The organism is Pseudomonas sp. B21-028 (assembly GCF_024749045.1).
Lineage (GTDB): Bacteria > Pseudomonadota > Gammaproteobacteria > Pseudomonadales > Pseudomonadaceae > Aquipseudomonas.
Map to the genome: position 1 here is coordinate 5599971 of NZ_CP087184.1, position 19634 is coordinate 5619604.

The 19634-nt window shown below is 62.2% G+C and carries 17 protein-coding genes; 6 read left to right on the forward strand and 11 right to left on the reverse strand.

Annotated features, from left to right (window positions below; genetic code table 11):
- Positions 1-9: 9 nt before the first annotated feature.
- A complete protein-coding gene (gene cydB / locus LOY35_RS24245) occupies positions 10-1017 on the reverse strand; it encodes a cytochrome d ubiquinol oxidase subunit II (RefSeq protein ID WP_258628071.1) in 1008 nt (335 codons plus the stop codon).
- 3 nt (positions 1018-1020) lie between these two features.
- Entirely contained in the window at positions 1021-2460 is a 1440-nt protein-coding gene (locus LOY35_RS24250) for a cytochrome ubiquinol oxidase subunit I (RefSeq protein ID WP_258628072.1), read from the reverse strand.
- A gap of 483 nt (positions 2461-2943) precedes the next feature.
- On the opposite strand from LOY35_RS24250, the gene LOY35_RS24255 reads away from it, so the two are divergent.
- Positions 2944-4194 carry an MFS transporter gene (locus LOY35_RS24255; protein WP_258628074.1) on the forward strand — a complete coding sequence of 417 codons (1251 nt, stop codon included), beginning with the start codon at positions 2944-2946 and terminating at the stop codon, positions 4192-4194.
- Here LOY35_RS24255 and LOY35_RS24260 read toward each other — a convergent pair.
- The 5 genes from LOY35_RS24260 to LOY35_RS24280 all read right to left on the reverse strand — a co-directional run bounded on the left by LOY35_RS24260 (position 4172) and on the right by LOY35_RS24280 (position 9089).
- Positions 4172-6373, reverse strand: a complete 2202-nt coding sequence (locus LOY35_RS24260; protein ID WP_258628075.1) for a xanthine dehydrogenase family protein molybdopterin-binding subunit — start codon at positions 6371-6373, stop codon at positions 4172-4174. The two genes, LOY35_RS24255 and LOY35_RS24260, sit on opposite strands and share 23 nt — an antisense overlap.
- Positions 6370-7359 (reverse strand): xanthine dehydrogenase family protein subunit M, encoded by a 990-nt coding sequence (locus LOY35_RS24265; RefSeq protein ID WP_258628076.1) that lies wholly within the window; start codon positions 7357-7359, stop codon positions 6370-6372. Before LOY35_RS24265 ends, LOY35_RS24260 begins: the two co-directional genes overlap by 4 nt.
- Complete coding sequence (locus LOY35_RS24270) at positions 7356-7880, reverse strand: (2Fe-2S)-binding protein (protein WP_258628077.1); 525 nt, start codon at positions 7878-7880, stop codon at positions 7356-7358. Before LOY35_RS24270 ends, LOY35_RS24265 begins: the two co-directional genes overlap by 4 nt.
- 126 nt (positions 7881-8006) lie before the next feature.
- Positions 8007-8573, reverse strand: coding sequence for a DJ-1 family glyoxalase III (locus tag LOY35_RS24275; RefSeq protein ID WP_258628081.1), 567 nt, complete (start codon positions 8571-8573; stop codon positions 8007-8009).
- A 72-nt stretch (positions 8574-8645) separates the two neighbouring features.
- Positions 8646-9089: a YolA family protein gene (locus LOY35_RS24280; RefSeq protein WP_258628085.1), complete on the reverse strand. Its 444-nt coding sequence runs from the start codon at positions 9087-9089 to the stop codon at positions 8646-8648.
- 213 nt (positions 9090-9302) lie between these two features.
- Between LOY35_RS24280 and LOY35_RS24285 the strand changes: the two genes are divergently transcribed.
- From LOY35_RS24285 to LOY35_RS24300, 4 genes are all read left to right on the forward strand, one after another.
- Positions 9303-10598, forward strand: coding sequence for an NCS2 family permease (locus tag LOY35_RS24285; protein WP_258628086.1), 1296 nt, complete (start codon positions 9303-9305; stop codon positions 10596-10598).
- The gene (gene trmA, locus LOY35_RS24290) at positions 10595-11674 is read left to right on the forward strand and encodes a tRNA (uridine(54)-C5)-methyltransferase TrmA (RefSeq protein WP_258628089.1); all 1080 of its coding nucleotides are present in this window, start codon (positions 10595-10597) and stop codon (positions 11672-11674) included. Before LOY35_RS24285 ends, trmA begins: the two co-directional genes overlap by 4 nt.
- A 334-nt stretch (positions 11675-12008) precedes the next feature.
- Positions 12009-12449 carry a type II 3-dehydroquinate dehydratase gene (gene aroQ / locus LOY35_RS24295; protein WP_258628092.1) on the forward strand — a complete coding sequence of 147 codons (441 nt, stop codon included), beginning with the start codon at positions 12009-12011 and terminating at the stop codon, positions 12447-12449.
- Between the two features lie 5 nt (positions 12450-12454).
- A complete protein-coding gene (locus LOY35_RS24300; protein ID WP_258628094.1) occupies positions 12455-13306 on the forward strand; it encodes a shikimate dehydrogenase in 852 nt (283 codons plus the stop codon).
- A gap of 107 nt (positions 13307-13413) precedes the next feature.
- Here the strand turns inward: LOY35_RS24300 and LOY35_RS24305 are convergent, their stop codons facing one another.
- The gene (locus tag LOY35_RS24305) at positions 13414-14091 is read right to left on the reverse strand and encodes a TetR family transcriptional regulator (protein WP_258628096.1); all 678 of its coding nucleotides are present in this window, start codon (positions 14089-14091) and stop codon (positions 13414-13416) included.
- Positions 14092-14194: 103 nt separating this feature from the next.
- Entirely contained in the window at positions 14195-16096 is a 1902-nt protein-coding gene (quiC, locus tag LOY35_RS24310) for a 3-dehydroshikimate dehydratase QuiC (RefSeq protein ID WP_258628099.1), read from the reverse strand.
- Positions 16097-16367: 271 nt separating this feature from the next.
- On the opposite strand from quiC, the gene LOY35_RS24315 reads away from it, so the two are divergent.
- Complete coding sequence (locus LOY35_RS24315) at positions 16368-17705, forward strand: MFS transporter (RefSeq protein WP_408981170.1); 1338 nt, start codon at positions 16368-16370, stop codon at positions 17703-17705.
- 156 nt (positions 17706-17861) lie between these two features.
- Here the strand turns inward: LOY35_RS24315 and LOY35_RS24320 are convergent, their stop codons facing one another.
- Positions 17862-18740, reverse strand: coding sequence for a DMT family transporter (locus tag LOY35_RS24320; RefSeq protein WP_258628102.1), 879 nt, complete (start codon positions 18738-18740; stop codon positions 17862-17864).
- A gap of 46 nt (positions 18741-18786) precedes the next feature.
- Positions 18787-19563 carry an IclR family transcriptional regulator gene (locus tag LOY35_RS24325; protein ID WP_258628104.1) on the reverse strand — a complete coding sequence of 259 codons (777 nt, stop codon included), beginning with the start codon at positions 19561-19563 and terminating at the stop codon, positions 18787-18789.
- Positions 19564-19634: the final 71 nt, after the last annotated feature.

Sequence of the window (19634 nt, forward strand, 5' to 3'; positions counted from 1 at the left end):
GCAGCTCGATCAATGATAACCGTCGTCATGAGTGACCTTGCCCCGGAACACGTAGTAGCTCCAGAAGGTGTACACCAGGATCAACGGAATGATGAACAGCGTGCCCACCAACATGAACCCCTGGCTCTGGGGCGGTGAGGCGGCGTCCCAGATCGAGATGGATGGCGGCACGATGTTCGGCCAGAGGCTGATGCCCAGGCCGCTGTAGCCGAGGAAGATCAGCACCAGCGTCAGGATGAATGGCGTGTAGTGCGCGTTGCGGGCAACCGCGCGGAATAATCCGTACATGGTCACCAGTACCAGGATCGGCACCGGCAAGAACCAGAACAGGTTCGGCAGGGTAAACCAGCGCGCGGCGATATCGGCGTGGGCCAGCGGTGTCCAGAGGCTGACGATGCCGATCACCGCCAGCACCACGAATGCCAGCGGCCGGGCGAGGTCGTGCATCTGCTCCTGCAATTTGCCCTCGGTCTTCATGATCAGCCAGGTACACCCGAGCAAGGCATAGGCTGCGATCAAGGCCAGGCCGCAGAACATCGTGAATGGCGTGAACCAGTCCAGGGAACCGCCGGCGAACTGGCGATTGACCACCTGGAACCCGTCGATGAACGCGCCCAGCGCCACGCCCTGGAAGAAGGTGGCCGTCAGCGATCCGCCAATGAACGCCTTGTCCCAGAGATGCCGCTTCTCGGCCCTGGCCTTGAAGCGGAACTCGAAGGCGACACCGCGAAAAATCAGGCCGATGAGCATCAGGATCAACGGCAGGTACAGCGCCGACAGCACCACCGAGTAGGCCAGCGGAAACGCCCCGAACAGGCCTGCACCGCCCAACACCAGCCAGGTTTCATTACCGTCCCAGACCGGTGCCACGGTATTCATCATCACGTCGCGGTCGCGCTCGCCCTTGATGAAGGGGAAGAGGATGCCGATCCCCAGGTCGAAACCGTCCATGATCACGTACATCATGATGCCGAAGATGATGACCACGGCCCAGATCAGCGGAAGATCAATACCCATGACTCAATTCCCCTTGTTCGAGCGGTCGTTGTGGTCCATCTCTTCGTCGCCCTCGTTGGCGGCCGACAATGGCCGCGCCGGAGTACGTTTCTGGCCCGGGCCGCCATCGGTGGGCTCGGCCTCGTGGGCCACCGGTCCCTTGCGCACCAGGCGCATCATGTAGCTCAAGCCGGCACCGAACAGCGCGAAATAGACCACGACGAACAACACCAGGGTGATACTCATCTGAGCGAAGCTATGCCCGGACGACGCATCGGCCGTGCGCATCAGGCCGTAGACCACCCACGGCTGGCGACCGATCTCGGTGGTGAACCAGCCGGCCAGGATCGCGACCAGGCCGGACGGGCCCATCCACAACACCAGGTGGAGGAACGGCCGCGATTGATAGAGCCGGTCGTTGCGGCGCAACCAGAGGCTGCACAGGCCGGTGAAAATCATCAACAGCCCCAGGCCCACCATGACCCGGAACGACCAGAACACGATGGTCGAATTCGGTCGGTCCTCAGGCGGGAACTCCTTGAGGGCCGGCACCTGCTTGTCCAGGCTGTGGGTCAGGATCAGGCTGCCCAGGTAAGGAATCTCCACGGCAAAGCGGGTCTTCTCCGCCTTCATGTCCGGCAGGCCGAACAGGATCAGCGGCGTGGGTTCGTTGCCGACGTTTTCCCAATGGCCTTCGATGGCCGCGATCTTCGCCGGTTGATGCTTGAGGGTATTGAGACCATGGAAGTCGCCGATTACCGCCTGTATCGGCGCCACCAGCAAGGCCATCCACATCGCCATCGACAGCATCCGGCGGATGGCCGGGGTGTCGCGCCCGCGCAACAAATGCCAGGCCGCCGATGAACCGACAAAGAACGCCGTGGCGACAAACGCCGCGGTGGACATGTGCAGCAGGCGATAGGGAAACGAAGGGTTGAAGACCACCGCCAGCCAGTCCACCGGGATCACCCGACCATCGACGATTTCATAGCCCTGGGGCGTCTGCATCCAGCTGTTGGAGGACAGGATCCAGAATGTCGAGATCAGCGTGCCGATCGCCACCATGACCGTGGAAAAGAAGTGCAGGCCTCGGCCGACCCGACTCCAGCCGAACAGCATCACGCCGAGGAAACCCGCTTCGAGGAAGAACGCCGTAAGCACCTCGTAGGTCAGGAGCGGTCCGGTGACGGCACCGGCGAAGTCCGAGAAACGGCTCCAGTTGGTGCCGAACTGATAGGCCATGACCAACCCGGACACCACCCCCATGCCGAAGTTGACGGCAAATATCTTCGACCAGAAGTGGTACAGATCGCGGTAGGTATCGTCGCGGGTCTTGAGCCACAAGCCTTCGAGCACCGCCAGGTAACTCGCCAGGCCAATGGTGATAGCCGGGAACAGGATGTGGAACGAGATCGTGAATGCGAACTGGATCCGGGCGAGATCGAGCGCCTCCAAACCGAACATAAGTCTTCCTCTGTCAGGTAAAACCGGCTGCGGGTGGGGCCTGCATCACGCCCCCTCGGATATGGAGTGCGATGCCTTTCAAATCGTTCTTTTTAAAACCGTCACAACGCAGAAACCTGGCCGGATGGCCACCAGATCGACGCCCCAAGCGAAGTTGATCTGGATCAAGCAATGTTCAAAGAGTAGTCGCATTCTCGCCGATGAACGGCGTGGTCTTTTGTCGCGTGACAGGTTGCCTCAGTGGCTGGCAACGCTGTTGCAGCTTGGCTGTGCTCAAATCTGTGGGAGCATGGCTTGCCCGCGATGCAGGCACCTCGGTCTCGGGGGATACTTCGAACAGCATCGCGAGCAAGCTTTGCTCCCACAAGAAATTCGGTGTTCCACCCATAGATCGATGTCTGGCTAACTATTTTTTCGCTGGTCGCAACTTCCAGTTACAGCTCGGTGATAATCTCGATGCCTTCATCAGTGGACCCGTCATCGATGCCCAGCCAAGCGCCCACGCTGCTCCGCCACCACCGCCCCTTCATCGCCTTCTGGCTGGCCCGGGTCTTCACCGCCAGCGGTTTTCAGATGCTCACCGTGGCCATCGGCTGGAACCTCTACCAACTGACCGGCAACGTCCTGGACCTGGGCCTTGTCGGGTTGGTGGAATTCGCGCCGCGAGTGCTGTTCATGTTGCACACCGGGCATGTAGCGGACCGCTATGACCGGCGCAAGGTCGCGGCAATCTGCCAGTCGTTGCAGGCGATGATCGCCCTGGCCCTGGTGATCGGCAGCGCCACCGCCAACGTCACGCGAGAGATGATCTTCATCCTCGCCTTCCTGCTCGGCGCCGCCCGCTCCTTTGAGATGCCGACCACCCAGGCACTGTTGCCGAGCATCGTGCCCGCCGCGCTGTTTCCCCGTGCCGTGGCCGCCGCGCAATCGGCCCAGCAATCGGCGACCATCGTCGCCCCGGCCCTCGGCGGCCTGCTGTATGCCTTCGGCAGCGTCTGGGTCTATGGGCCGACCGTGGTGCTCTACCTCATCGCCTGCTGCCTGATGCTCAACCTGCCCGCTCGCCAGACTCCGCTGAACAAAGGCAAGGCGACCCTGGATTCGTTGCTGGCCGGAATCCGCTTCATCCGCAGCCGCCCGGACATTCTCGGCGCCATTTCCCTGGATCTGTTCGCGGTCCTGCTGGGCGGCGCGACGGCGCTGCTGCCTGTGTTCGCCAAGGACATCCTGCTCACCGGTCCCTGGGGTCTGGGCCTGTTGCGCTCGGCCCCGGCGGTGGGTGCCCTGCTGATGTCGCTGTGGCTGGCGCGGTTCGCCGTGGAGCGCAAGGTGGGCCGGGTGATGTTCACCGCCGTGGGCGTGTTCGGCGTCGCCACCATTGCGTTCGGCCTCTCCACGTCGTTTTGGTTTTCCCTGGCGGTGCTGGTGGTGCTGGGCGCGGCGGACATGATCAGCATGGTGATCCGCGCATCCTTCGTGCAGTTGGAAACACCGGATGAGATGCGCGGCCGGGTCAGCGCGGTGAACGGGCTGTTCATCGGCGCGTCGAACCAGCTGGGCGAATTCGAATCCGGCCTGACCGCCCACTGGTTCGGCACGGTACCGGCGGTGGTCATGGGCGGCGTCGGTACGCTGCTGGTAACCGGGGCCTGGATCAAACTGTTCCCGACCCTGGCCAACCGCGACCGGATGCACGAGCCGGTGGACGACGCTAAAGCAACTTATCCAGGGTGATGGGGAAGTCCCGCACCCGTTTGCCGGTGGCGTGATAAATCGCATTGGCCACCGCCGCCGCCACGCCGACGATACCGATTTCACCGACGCCCTTGGAACCCAGTGCATTCACGATGTCGTCCGGCTCTTCGACGAACACCACATCGATGTCACCGATATCGGCATTCACCGGCACGTGGTACTCGGCCAGGTTGTGGTTCATGTGGCGACCCAGGGCATGGTCGGTCAGGGTCTCTTCGTGCAGGGCCATGCCGACACCCCAGACCACGCCGCCGAGGATCTGGCTGCGGGCCGTTTTCGGGTTGATCACCCGTCCCGCCGCAATGGCGCTGACCACCCGATTGACCTTCACCGTCCCCAAGTCCTCGTCCACCCACACTTCGACGAATACCGCAGAGTGCGTGGCCGTGGCATAGGCCTGGCGTTTCTTGTCCGGCTCGGCGGTCACCTGGACCTGTAACGGCGTTTCACCACTGTTCTGCGCCAACTCCGCCAACGACACGCAGGCATCGCCCAAACGCAACTCACCGTCGGCAAATGTCACCTGCTCAAGAGTCGCGCCGCTGAAGGCCGGACAAGTCTGTCGGGCCACGGCCAGCAGTTTCTCCTTGAGGGCCTCGCACGCCTGCTGCACCGCCGTGCCCACCGACGAGACGGTGAACGAGCCACCTTGCAACGGTGCGGTAGGCAGGGATGAATCGCCGAGGATGAAACGGACATTTTCCAGCGCAACCCCTGACGCCTCGGCGGCGATCTGAGTCATGACCGTGTAGGTGCCGGTGCCGATGTCCGTGGTGGCGCTGCTGACGGTCAGCTTGCCATCCGCCGCCAGCGAAGCCTGGGCACTGGCCTTCTGCTGCATGGCTTCCCAGACACCGCCCGCCATGCCCCAGCCCACCAGTTGCCGGCCTGTGCGCATGCTGCGCGGTTCCGGATTGCGCTTGTCCCAGCCGAAACGGCGGGCACCTTCGGCATAGCATTCGCGCAACGCCTTGCTGGAATACGGCTTGCCTTCGTTCTCGTTACGCTCGGCATAGTTGATCAACCGCAACTGGAGCGGATCGATCGCCAGGGCACAGGCCAGCTCGTCCATGGCGCACTCCAGGCCGATCAACCCGAGGGCTGCGCCGGGCGCACGCATGTCCAGCGGCGTGTAGACGTCCAACGGCACCAGTTTGTAGGTCAGTTCCACGTTGTCGCAGTGATAGAGCATGCCGCTCCACTCCACCACGTGCTCGGTGAAGTCTTCGAAACGCGAGGTCTGGCCGATGGCGGTGTGGGCCACGGCCAGCAACCGTCCATTGGCCGCGGCACCCAGTTGCAGGCGCTGGAAGGTCCGCGGCCGATAACCGAAGGTGAACATTTGCTGGCGCGTCAGGCTGACCCGTATCGAACGCTTGAGCGCCAGCGCGGCCATCACCGCCAGGGGCAGTTGATATTGCGGTCTCAGCCCGGAGCCGAAGGCTCCGCCGACAAACGCGGCGAACACGCGCACCTGTTCTTTCTCGAGCCCGAACACCTTTTGCACGTAGGCCTGGCAGTTTTGCGTGCCCTGGGTCTTGTCATGGATGTGCAGGCTGCCGTCAGGTTGATACAGCACGGTACTGGCGTGGGGCTCCATCGGGTTGTGATGTTCCACGGGGGTGCTGTAGGACACATCCACATTGATCGCAGAACTGGCGTACTCACCCTGAAAGTTCCCACGTGGCTTGGGCAGTTCGGCCGGTGCCGGATGGGCTTCGTTTTGCAGGATGGTCAGATCGGTCTGATGGTCTTGGGCTTCATATTCGATTTCAATGAGTGAACCGGCGTAACGGGCCAGTTCGAGATTCTCCGCAACCACCAGGGCCAGCGGCTGGCCACTGTAGAGCACCTGGTCGTTGTACAACGGCCGGAACGGCGAACCATCCGCCGCGTCGGCATCCTGGTAGGGCTCGTCATAGCTGGCGATCCTTGGCCGGTTGGTGTGGTCGATCACCGCGACCACGCCGGGCAGCGCCAGGGCTCGGGAGGCATCGATGCGCACTACCCGGCCACGGGCAACAGTGCCGGACACGACGCTGCCGTGCAGCAAGCCTGCCTCGGGGTATTCGCCCGCATAACGGGCCTGGCCGGTCACCTTGAGCACGCCATCGACCCGGTCCAGCGGCTGCCCCATGGGTTTGTTCGGTGCATTCATCTGGTTTGTCCTCCCAGTGCGGCATCGCTCAAGGCGCGAACGATCGCCCGGCGCGCCAGCCTGACCTTGAAGCCGTTGTGTGCCAACGGCTCGGCGTTCTGCAGCAGCGCATCGGCAGCGGCCGTGAAGGTTTCGCGGCTGACGGTCTGGCCCGCCAGCCAACTCTCCACGGCCCGGTCGCGCCAGGGTTTGTGGGCCACGCCACCCAGGGCCAGGCGCGCCTGGCGGATGACCGGCCCCTCCAGCTCCAGCGCCGCCGCGACGGAAACCAGCGCAAACGCGTAGGAGGCCCTGTCCCGAATCTTCAGGTAATGGCTGTGTTCGGCAAAACCGGCGGCAGGCAACTCGATGGCGGTGATCAGCTCATCATCGGCCAGCTGATTGTCCCGCTCCGGTGCATCGCCGGGCAGGCGGTGGAAGTCGGCGAACTCGATGGTCCGCGCCCCGCCTCGACCGAGGACATGGACTACCGCCTCAAGGGCGGCCAGCGCGACACACATGTCGGAAGGATGGGTCGCAACGCAATGATCGCTGGCGCCGAAAATCGCATGGATCCGGTTCAATCCGTCCCGCGCCGGACAGCCACTGCCGGGCCGGCGCTTGTTGCAGGACACGTTGGCGTCATAGAAGTAATAACAGCGGGTCCGTTGCAACAGGTTGCCGCCGGTACTGGCCATGTTGCGCAGCTGCGGCGAGGCGCCCGCCAGGATCGCCTGGGACAACAGCGGATAACGACGCTCGATCCACGGATGCCAGGCCAGGTCGGCATTGCTCACCAGGGCGCCGATCATCACGCCGCCGGAAGGGGTTTCACTGAGGTCCGCCAGGGGCAGGCCGGTAATGTCGATCAGGTGTGCCGGGCGCGTGAGGTTTTCTTTCATCAGGTCCAGCAGGTTGGTACCGCCGGCGATGAAGCGTGATGTGGGGCTCGACAAGTCGATGGCCGCCTGCACGGTGTCGGGCTTGCTGTAATGGAAGGGGTTCATTGGTCGTCCCCCTGCTGCTGGCACTGCGGCAGTGCCTCTTCGATGGCGTCACGGATGTTGTTGTAGGCACCGCATCGACAAAGATTGCCACTCATCAGCTCGCTGATCTGGCCGCTCGTCTGTGCCCTCCCCTCGTTGACCAGCCCCACCGCCGAACAGATCTGCCCGGGGGTGCAATAACCGCACTGGAAGGCGTCGTGCCTGATGAACGCCTGCTGCATGGGATGCAGTCGGTCACCGTCGGCCAAGCCTTCAATGGTAGTCAGCTCGACGCCGTCGCACATCACCGCCAAGGTCAGGCAGGCGTTGATGCGCTTGCCATCGCGCAGCACGGTACAGGCACCGCATTGGCCGTGGTCACAGCCTTTCTTGCTGCCCACCAGGTCCAACTGCTCGCGCAACAGGTCCAGCAGTGTGGTCCAGGGCAACACCTGCAACTCACGCACTTGCCCATTGAGTGTCAGACGGATCGGATGGCGGACGAAGGACGCCTGCGGCGCTTCGGACAGGGTCGCGCTCATGGAACACCTCACGGTTGGTCGTACACGCGGCGTTTTGGAAAACCGCCGTCATAAGGGGTACGACTTCGGGGTGAGGTGAGTGTTCAAGGTAATTGCGCAGGCCTGAAAGACATTGCCCAATGTCAGTCAGGCCAGCATTTCCGCCGCCACCACGGCGCGCACGCCTTTGCCACTGAGCTGTTCCACCAGCGTCAGGGCAAACGCCAGGGCGGCCGCCGAGCCCTGAGCGGTGATGCAGTTGCCATCCACCACCACGGGTTGATCGACGAAACTGCAACCGGACAGTTGCTGGCTGACGGCGGGCAGGCAGGTCATGCGCCGCTGGCGCAGGACGCCGAACGCCTGCAGTGCCAGTGCCGGCGCTTCGGCGATGGCGGCGAAGAAACGTCCGGCGGCGGCCTGGTCCTTGACCAACTGTTGCAGGGGCTGATGGGCCGCCAGGTGCTGGGCGCCGATGATGCCGCCGGGCAGGACGATCAGGTCAAAGTCCTGCACGAGCATGTCCACCAACATGCCATCGGCCGTCAGGCGTGTACCCCGGGCACAGGTCAGCATCCGTCGCCCCTCGATACTCGCCACGACGACTTCGATCTGGGCCCGGCGCAACACATCGATCAAGGTGACGGCCTGCAAGTCGTCGACACCTTCGGCGACGGCGATCAGGGCCCTGGGGATCTTGGTTCCAGGAATCATGGCGACTCTCCGCTGAGTGATTACTGGAAGCCTAGTCAGGTTTGCCGGATTGCGTGCCAAGCATCGCGTGGGCTATTTGATGTACAGCTGGGTCGCCATGCGATTGCCCGGGGCGTTGATCGAGGTATTGCTGAAACTGAAGGTGCCTTCCTGCTTGCCCTTCAGATCGAAGATATACAGATAGCCAACCACTTTGGTCCGGGCGGAACAATCATTGAGATTGCCATTGCTGAACGCACACACCGGCGAACGGGTGCCGTCGACTTCGAAACCGTCGAGCGTGACATGGGGCTGGTGCCCGTAGCCAACTTCCAGCACGTAGACCTTGATATTCGGACCGCTGTGATCACAGCGGGTCTGGGCCTGCCCTTCGGTGATGTCTTCGAAGCCACAGGCCGGCGACTCGACCTTGAGCACCTTGACCTGGCTCAAGGGCGGAGCCGATGCGGCGTTGACGACCTGTCCGGGCAACCACAGGCCCACTGCGCATGCCACTGCCAGCAGATTTCTTTTCATTGGACACCTATCGACCTCCGGGAACCGCGCGCAGTATGGCCCTCTTTTTGCTTCGGTAAAACATCGACGACGATCGCAGTCACATCGCCACGCTGCTGGTATGATGCGCGGCTTTTTCCGACCCGCAGAAAACTCCCGGACGCCAACGGCCGTCTGTGCTTTGCTGTTGAGGTCGATACATTCACGGCGCCCGGAGCGCCACGGGGAGCAGACATGCTGGAAAGGCTGTTTCAACTCAAGGCACACAACACCAACGTGCGGACCGAGATCCTGGCGGGCGTCACGACATTCCTGGCCATGGCCTACATCCTGTTCGTCAACCCGAGCATTCTCGGCGAGACCGGCATGGACAAGGGCGCGGTGTTCGTCGCCACCTGCCTGGCGGCGGCCATTGGTTCCACGGTCATGGGCCTGATCGCCAACTACCCGATCGCCCTCGCACCGGGTATGGGCCTGAACGCCTTCTTCACCTACACCGTGGTCCTGCACATGGGCCATACCTGGCAAGTGGCGCTGGGTGCGGTGTTCGTCTCTGCCGTATTGTTCTTCCTGCTGTCGATCTTTCGCATCCGCGAATGGATCATCAACAGCATCCCCCTGCCCCTGCGCTCGGCCATCGCCGCCGGCATCGGCCTGTTCCTGGCGCTGATCGCCCTGGGCAACGCTGGGATCGTGGTGAAGAATCCGGCCACCATGGTCGGCCTTGGCGACTTGAAGCACCCGGCACCGATTCTGGCCACGCTCGGCTTCGTCCTGATCGTCGCCCTCGAAGCACTGAAAGTGCGCGGGGCCGTGCTGATCGGCATCCTCACGGTGACCATCGTCTCGATCCTGATGGGCTTCACGCCGTTCGGCGGCGTGATGTCGATGCCGCCATCCCTGGCCCCGACTTTCCTGCAACTGGACATCAAAGGCGCCCTGGACATCGGTCTGGTCAGCGTGATCTTCGCTTTCCTCTTCGTCGACCTGTTCGACAACTCCGGCACCCTGATCGGCGTCGCCAAGCGCGCCGGGCTGATGGGCAAGGACGGTCATATGCCGAAGATGGGCCGTGCGCTGATCGCCGACAGCACCGCCGCCATGGCCGGCTCGCTGCTGGGCACCTCCACCACCACCAGCTACATCGAATCGGCGGCGGGCGTCAGCGCCGGTGGCCGCACCGGGCTGACCGCCATCGTCGTGGCGATCCTGTTCCTGCTGGCGCTGTTCTTCTCCCCACTGGCGGCCAGCGTGCCAGCCTTTGCCACCGCTCCGGCCTTGCTGTTCGTGGCCGTGCTGATGATGTCGGGTCTGGCGGAAATCGACTGGGACGACATCACCGTCGCCGCCCCGGTCGTGATTACCGCACTGGCGATGCCATTCACCTACTCCATCGCCAACGGCATTGCCTTCGGTTTCATCGCCTGGACCGCCATCAAACTGGTGTCCGGCCGTGGCCGTGAGCTGAACCCGGCGCTGGTCATCCTGTCGATTCTGTTCGTGATCAAGTTGGGTTGGTTCAACGCATGACTTTTGATACCCAGGCCTACACCGCCCAGCTCCAGGACAAGGTCGCCCGTTTGCGCGACCTGCTGGCCCCGTTCGATGCACCGGAGCCGGCCGTGTTCGACTCGCCGTTGCAGAATTTCCGTCTGCGCGCCGAATTCCGCCTCTGGCGCGAGGCCGGCGAACGGCATTACGCGATGTTCTCCCAGGATGACAAGCGCACGCCGATCCTCATCGAAGCGTTTCCCATCGCCAGCCTGCGCATCAACCAGTTGATGCCGCAGCTCAAGGCAGCCTGGCAGACCAGCGCGCCCCTGAGCCACAAGCTGTTCCAGGTGGAGTTCCTGACCACCCTGGCGGGCGACGCGATGATCACCCTGTGTTATCACCGCCCCCTGGATGAGCACTGGCACGCAGCGGCCTCGAAGCTGGCGAGCGACCTGGGCGTCAGCATCATTGGTCGCTCCAAGGGCAAGCGGGAAGTGATCGGCCACGACTACGTGGTGGAAAAACTGGACGTGGGCGGTCGCACCTTCAGTTACCGCCAGCCCGAAGGCGCCTTCACCCAGCCCAACGGCACCGTGAACCAGAAGATGCTCAACTGGGCTTATGAAGCCTTGGGCGATCGCAGCGACGACCTGCTGGAGTTGTACTGCGGCAACGGCAACTTCACCCTGCCCCTGGCGACCCGTGTGCGCAAAGTGCTGGCCACTGAAATCAGCAAGACTTCGGTGAACGCGGCGCTGAGCAACCTCAGTGAAAACGCGGTGGACAACGTGACACTGGTACGCCTGTCGGCCGAAGAACTGACCGAAGCCTTGAACGAAGTCCGGCCGTTCCGTCGCCTGCACGGTATCGACCTGAAAAGCTACGCATTCGGCAGCGTCTTCGTCGACCCGCCCCGCGCCGGCATGGACCCGGACACGTGCGAGCTGACCCGGCGCTTTGACAACATCCTGTACATCTCCTGCAACCCGGAAACCCTCGCCGCCAACATCGCACAACTGCACGACACTCACCGCATCACGCGCTGCGCCTTGTTCGATCAATTCCCCTGGACCCACCACATGGAATCCGGGGTGTTGTTGACCCGGCGTTGAGCCAAATCCCTTGGCAAAGGGGGGATTTATCTGTGACGAGGGGATTTATCCCCGCTCGACTGCGCAGCAGTCGCAAACCGCCCAACACGGTTTGCCTGTCACAGCGCAGTGCCTGATATTGGGCTGCTTCGCAGCCCAGCGGGGATAAATCCCCTCGCCACAAATAACCCTCGCCACAAACCCATCCCTGCCTGATTAAGAGCTGGTGTCCGATCATCGAACACTTATTGATCAACAACGGCGGCTTCGTTTGACCAAATTAACCATCTAGTACAATTTATCTCCACCGGTTGAAACCCGACCGAAGCCAACAATAAAAAGTGGAGAAACTGTAATGCCTCCGATCGTTCTGGTGCTTAACGGCCCGAACCTGAACCTGCTCGGCACCCGCGAGCCCGCGACCTATGGCCATGAAACCCTGGCGGATATCTCGGCGCTGTGCGGCCGTGCCGCTGAAGAATTCGGTCTGGCGGTGGAGTTTCGCCAGACCAACCAGGAAAGCGAGCTGCTGGACTGGATTCACGGTGCCCGTGGCCGCTGTGCCGGTATCGTGATCAACCCGGCAGCCTGGACCCACACGTCGGTGGCGATCCGCGATGCGCTGGTCGCCAGCGAAGTGCCGGTGATCGAAGTCCACCTGTCCAACATCCACGCCCGGGAAACGTTCCGCCACCACTCCTTCGTTTCATCCGTCGCTATCGGTGTGATGTGCGGCTTTGGCAGCCATGGCTATCGCCTGGCCCTGGACCATTTCAGTCAGCGGTTGAAAGGTTGAAGCGCATGTCGAATAGCACCGTACTGGCTGGCCTGATCGGCGCAAGTATCCAGGCATCTCGAACTCCCGCGCTCCATGAGCACGAAGGCGATGCCCAAGGCATGCGTTATCTCTATCGATTGATCGACCTTGACGCGTTGAAACTCGACAGCAGTGCCCTGCCCGATCTGCTGACGGCTGCCGAGCGCATGAACTTCACCGGGCTGAACATTACCTTCCCCTGCAAACAGGCGATCATCCCGCTGCTCGATGACCTCTCGGCCGAGGCCCGCGGCATTGGCGCGGTGAACACCGTAGTGTTCAAGGACGGCAAGCGCATCGGCCACAACACCGACTGCCTCGGGTTTGCCGAGGGTTTTCGCCGCGGCCTCGGGGCGGTCCTGCGTCGACACGTGGTGCAGATGGGTGCCGGAGGCGCCGGCGCGGCCGTTGCCCATGCGCTGCTGACGGAAGGTGTCCAGACGCTGAGTATCTTTGACGTCGAATTCAGCCGTGCCGAAGCCCTGGCCAACAATCTGAACCAGCACTTCGGCGCTGGCCGCGCCCGTGCCGGGCACGATTTGCCCACGGCCATCGCCGAGGCGAACGGCTTGGTCAACACCACTCCGATGGGCATGGCGAAACTCCCTGGCATGCCGGTGCCGGTCGAGTTGTTGCGGGGCGAACTGTGGGTCGCCGAAATCGTCTACTTCCCGCTGGAAACCGAACTGCTGCGCCACGCCCGCGCCCTGGGTTGCCGCACGCTGGATGGGGGAACCATGGCGGTGTTCCAGGCCGTCAAGGCGTTCGAACTGTTCAGCGGCATCGCGCCAGATGCGCAGCGGATGCTGGAGCATTTCCAAAGCATGAATCACTGAAGAACCTGTGGGAGCGAGCCTGCTCGCGATAGCGGTGTGTCAGTCACTTATATTTCGACTGACACACCGCTATCGCGAGCAGGCTCGCTCCCACAATGGATTCGGCGTCAGGCTTGCAGATAGCGCAACACCGACTCGCAAATCATCTGGCGATGACGCTGCTTGATGACCTCGTCCGCCAGATCGATCTGGAAAATCTCGCCGAAGGTGTGACGGTTGGACACCCGATGGAAACAGAACGAACTGATCAGCAGATGCACATCCTGCGGTTCGAGGCCGGTACGGAACACGCCCTCTTCGGCGCCGCGCCGCAGGATCAGGTCCAGGGCGTCGAGGATGCTGCTGTTCATCGCCTTGATCACGCTTGATTGCTTGACGTATTCGGCGTTGTGGATGTTCTCGATAGAGACGATGCGCACGAAATCCACATTGCGGTCGTGGTGGTCGAAGGTGAACTCCACCAGGCGCCGGATCGCGTCGACCGGTGCCAGCTCCGCCAGGTGCAGGCGGCTCTCGGTGCTGCGGATATCACCGTAGAGTTTTTCCAGCACTTCGATATACAACTGCTCCTTGCTGTTGAAGTAGTAGTAGATCATCCGCTTGGACGTGTGGATGCGCTCAGCGATGGCATCGACCCGGGCGCCGGCCAGGCCCTGCTGGACAAACTCGACGATGGCTTCCTGAAGAATATTTTCCCGGGTCTTTTCCGGGTTGTTCTTGCGACTCTTGCGCGGCGCGACGAGGGGCTCGTCGAGGGCATCGGACAGCTCTGGATTCATAGTCATTGCGGGCTCACGGCCATCACTGCACAAGCTGGCGATTATGGGCTGCACCGTGCAGTGAAGGAAGGCACGGGATTGCCGTTTTACTGTCGCGTTTACGATTTCCCTACAACTTGGCGTGCCGCAGGCCACCGCTGCGGGACTTGGCCATGGCCGCCAGCCGCACCGCGACGTTGGCCGCGCCATACCCGGCATAACCGTTCTTGCGCTGGATGATTTCAAAGAAGAATCGCCCTTCGAACGGTTCGGTGTAGACATGAAACAGTTCACCGCCCTGGGCATCACGGTCGTACAACACGTTGAAATACGCCAGTTCGCTGAGAAACTCCTCGTCGAAATCGAAACGTGCCGCCAGGTCGTCATAGTAGTTGAGTGGAATATCCAGCAACGGCACGCCGGCCTCCTTGGCGCGGCTGACCTGGGCGAAAATATCATCGCAGTCGAAGGCGATGTGATGCACGCCGGAACCGCGATAGCTCGACAGCGCATGCGAGATCGCGGTGTTGCGGTTTTCGGAAATGTTCAGGGGCAAGCGGATCGAACTGCAGCGACTGCGCAAGGCCCGGCTCTTCACCAGGCCATAGGGGTCGGGCAACACCACTTCGTCATCGGCTTCGAAATCCAGCAGGCTCTTGTAGAACAGCACCCAGCTGTCGAGGCTGTCGGCCGGCAGCGCCATCGCCATGTGGTCGATGCGCTTGAGCCCGGCCCCGATGACCGCACCCGGTTGCAGGTTGAAATCCGTTCCGTAGACGTCCGCCTCCCGGTCCACCAGGTAGATCAGGCTGCCGTCCGGCGCGCGGACCGCCGCCAGCTCCAATTCGTTGGGTCCCACCAGGCCGCGATAGGGCTGCCCTTTGTAATCCACGGCCCGCTTCAGGGCGCTGGCACTGTCCTTGACCCGCACGGCGGTGGCGCACAGCGACGGTCCGTGGGCTTCGAAAAAGCTGTGGGCAAAGGAGTACGGCTCACAGTTGAGAATCAGGTTGATATCGCCCTGGCGCAGCAGGCTCACATTCTTGGAGCGATGCTGGCCGGCCTTGACGAACCCCAACCGTTCCAGCCAGTGGCACAGCTTGGCGCCGAGGTTATCGTCCACGGCAAATTCGAGAAACTCGATGCCGTCGTATTCGCTGGCCGATGGCGGCGCAAACAATGTATCAAGGTTGGCCACCGGCGCAGCTTCCGCGGCCAGGCGCTGGCGGGTCTTCTCCTCCAGGTACAGCAACGAACGCAGGCCATCGGCGGCATTGGCCCGTGGCGGTGCGGCGCGGAAACCGTCGTTGAAGATTTCCAGCGACAGTGGCCCGGTATAGCCACTCTTGATGATCGGCGCCAGGAACCCCGGCAGATCGAATTCGCCCTGCCCCGGGAAGCAACGGAAATGCCGGCTCCATTCCAGCACGTCCATCGCCAGGATCGGCGCGTCGGCCATCTGCACGAAGAAAATCTTCTCGCCAGGGATCTCGGCGATGGCACTCGGGTCGCCCTTGAGGGATAAGGTATGGAAGCTGTCGAGCAGCACACCCAGGTTGGGGTGATCAGCCTGACGCACAATGTTCCAGACCTGTTGATAAGTGTTCACGTGCCGACCCCAGGCCAGCGCCTCATAACCGATGCGCAAGCCCCGTGCACCGGCCCGCTCGGCGAGCAGCCGCAGGTCATCCACCAGCATTCGCTCGTCCCCCAGGCTATCGGCCGCGGCGTTGCTGCACACCAGCACCAGATCGGTACCGAGCTCCTGCATCAGGTCGAACTTGCGCTCGGCGCGCTCCAGGTTGCGGGCCAGGCGATCACGGCGACAACCTTCGAAGTCACGAAATGGCTGGAACAGCGTGATCGCGATGCCCAGGTCAGCGCACATCTGCCGGATTTCCCGAGGGCTGCCGTCGTAATAGAGCAGGTCGTTCTCGAAGATCTCCACCCCGTCGAAACCGGCGGCGGCAATGGCTTCGAGCTTTTCCGGCAGGGTACCGCTCAAGGATACGGTGGCAATGGAACGCTGCATGGGTCGGGCTCCCGGGACAGGCATCGGCTACAGAAGATTCGCCGCTTTTGAAAGAGTGAACAGATTATTGAGGCGCCAATCCCTTTCAGCAATTTAATATGTACCACCCAGTTAGTTTTATGGGCGATTATCGAACAAAATGCCCTGGGGCGAATTGACGATTTTTCGTCCACTGCGCACCATCGGTTCCACATTGCTGCAGGCCTAAACGCCGACATCAATGGATGAAACCCCGATCACCCCATAAGAATTTCAAAAACGGGTAAACCCTATGAATCCTTCTCAAAGTTCCCCCCTGAGCCCAGGCATGGGTGTCACGACCGGCGGCATCGGTGACAAGATCCGCGGCGCCCTGGCCGTGGGCAAGACCCGTTGGGGCATGCTCGCACTGGTGTTTTTCGCCACCACGCTGAACTACATCGACCGCGCCGCCCTGGGTGTGATGCAGCCCATTCTTGCCAAGGAAATGAGCTGGACGGCGATGGATTACGCCAACATCAACTTCTGGTTCCAGGTCGGCTATGCGGTCGGCTTCATATTGCAGGGCCGGTTGATCGACCGGATCGGCGTCAAGCGCGTGTTCTTCTTCGCCGTGCTGCTCTGGAGCCTGGCGACCGGCGCCCATGGCCTGGCGACTTCCGCGGCGGGCTTCATGGTCTGCCGTTTCATCCTGGGCCTCACCGAAGCGGCCAACTACCCCGCCTGTGTGAAGACCACCCGGCTATGGTTCCCGGCGGGCGAACGGGCCGTGGCCACCGGCATCTTCAACGCCGGGACCAACGTCGGCGCCATGTTCACGCCGATGCTGCTACCGCTGGTCCTGCAAGTGTGGGGCTGGCAGGCCGCGTTCCTGTGCATGGCGGCATTGGGCGGGATCTGGCTGCTGTTCTGGGGCCTGAAATACTTCAACCCGGAAGACCACCCCAGCGTCAAACAATCGGAACTGGACTACATCCAAGGTGAAAGCGAACCAGAGCAGGTCCGCGTGCCCTTCTCCCGCATCCTGCGCATGCGCGGTACCTGGGCGTTCGCCCTGGCCTACTCGATCACGGCACCGGTGTTCTGGTTCTACCTTTACTGGCTGCCACCGTTCCTGAACCAGCAATACAGCCTGGGCATCAATGTGACGCAGATGGGCATCCCACTGATCATCATCTACCTCACCGCCGACTTCGGCAGCGTGGGCGGCGGCATCCTCTCTTCGTTCCTGATCGGTCGCGGGCTGAATCCGATCAAGGCACGACTGGTCTCCATGCTGCTGTTCGCCTGCTGCATCGTCGGCGTGATCATGGCCGCCGGCGCCACCAACCTGTGGATGGCGGTGTTCGCCATTTCCCTGGCCATTGGCGCGCACCAGGCCTGGACCGCCAACATCTGGAGCCTGGTGATGGACTACACCCCCAAGCACATGATGAGCACGGTGTTCGGCTTCGGCGGCATGTGCGCGGCCATCGGCGGGATGTTCATGACCCAGTTGGTAGGACACATCCTGACGGTGACCAATAACAATTACACCGTGTTGTTCACCCTGATCCCGGCGATGTACTTCACGGCCCTGATCTGGCTGTACTTCATGGCACCGCGCAAGATTCCGACGCTGGAAAACTGATTCACGCGGTGAAGAGAGATCCCAGAGAAATCTGTGGGAGCAAAGCTTGTGGGAGCAAAGCTTGCTCGCGACGAAAACACCTCGATTTACAGATCGTGTTTCCGCTCATCGCGAGCAAGCTTTGCTCTCACAAGACTCCTTCGCCACAGGTCCGGATCATCTGCGTCGCTGCTGCCACGCCGCGGCCAATCCACTGAGACAGATCAGCACAATACCCAGCACCGTGGTCAGCGTCGGCGTGTGGTTGAACAGCAGCCACCCCAGCAGGCCGGCGAACACGATCTGGCAATAGCTGAAGGGCGCCAGCAGCGCCGGGGCGGCGACGCGGAAGGCCTGGGTCAGCATCAGGTGCGCTGTCATCCCACAAGCGCCCAGCGCCAGCATCATTGCCCCATGCAACAGGCTCGGCACCTGCCAGAAGAACGGCACCAGTGCGCTCATCACCAACGTGTTGCACAGGCCGGCGAAAAAGTTGCTGGTGGTAGGGCTGTCGATTTCGCTGAGCTTGCGCGTGAGCAACTGATAGAAGCAGAAGAACAGCGCCGAACAGAACGGCAACAGCACCGCCGGCGTGAACAGGTCTCCGCCAGGATGGACAATGATCAGCACCCCGATGAAGCCGAAAATCACCGCCACCCATTGACCGCGTGTCACCCGTTCACCCAGCAGCGGCACCGACAACGCGGTGACCAGCACGGGGGCCAGGAAGTTGACCGCCGTCGCCTCGGCCAACGGGATGTACAGCAGCGACGTGGTGAAGAACAGACTGGTGCCCAGCAGGCACAACGCCCGCGCCAACTGCCACAACGGGCGCTTCGTGCGCAGCACCCGCAACCCCGAGCGCGGCAGGAAGATGCCCGCCATCAACAGGGTATGCACCACATAGCGGGCCCACACCACCATGATGATCGGATAGAAACCCGAGAGGTATTTCGACAGGGCGTCATGGCTGGAAAACAGGAACGTCGCGAAGACAATCAGCAGGATGCCCTTGAAGGCCTGATTGACACCGGAAAGCGGGGTGCTGACGGTCATGGAGTGATCCTGAGTTACGTAATGTAGGGGCCCATCTCTGCAAGTATCAGCTGAACAGCTCCGACGCCTGGCTCGCTTGCGACAACTCCTCGGCAAACGCCAGCAAGGTCGGGGCCAATTCATGCAGCCGTACCCGCGTCATCCGCGCACTGGGCCCGGCAACGCTGAGTACGCCGACGACCCGGCCGTCCTGCGGATGACGCACCACGGCGGCAATGGCTGATGTGCCGACCGCCGAACTCTCTTCGACACAGGCATATCCCTGTTCGCGGGCCGCACGCAGGTATTCGAGCAATTCATGGGTGCTGTGGGGCGCGTTTGGCCCCACATCCGCGGGTACCTGCGCAGCCTGGCGCTCGACCAGCGCCAGCGCCTCGGCATCGCTCATGTACGCCAGCCAGGCATGGCCCGACGCCGTATAGAACAGCGGCGTCTCGCGGCCCATGTCCGGGTCGTAGCGCAAACCGGAGCGGGCCCCCTGGGACTTGGCGATCCAGGTCTGGCGTTCCCCTTCGATGACACCCAGGCGCACCAGTTCCCCTGTTTCCCGGGCCAGACGGTCCAGCACCGGCTGCACGATGTCGGCGCCGCTGCGCGAGAGATAGCGGAACCCCAGGGCGATCAACCGGGTGGACATGTGATAGCGCAGGTTCTCGGGGTTCTGGCGCACGTAACCCAGGCGCATCAGTTCGGCGAGCAAGCGGTGCGTGGCACTCTTGGGAATCTTCAGTTGCTCGGCCAGCCCTTGGAGTGGCCAGCCACGAGGTTCGCTGGCGAGACTTTCCAGCACATCGAAAACCCGTTCAATTTGACTTCCAGCCATGGGACCCCGACGCAATGTTATCGATTCCAGAATATTGAAAGCTTAATGCAGATTCTGGAACCAAGTACACT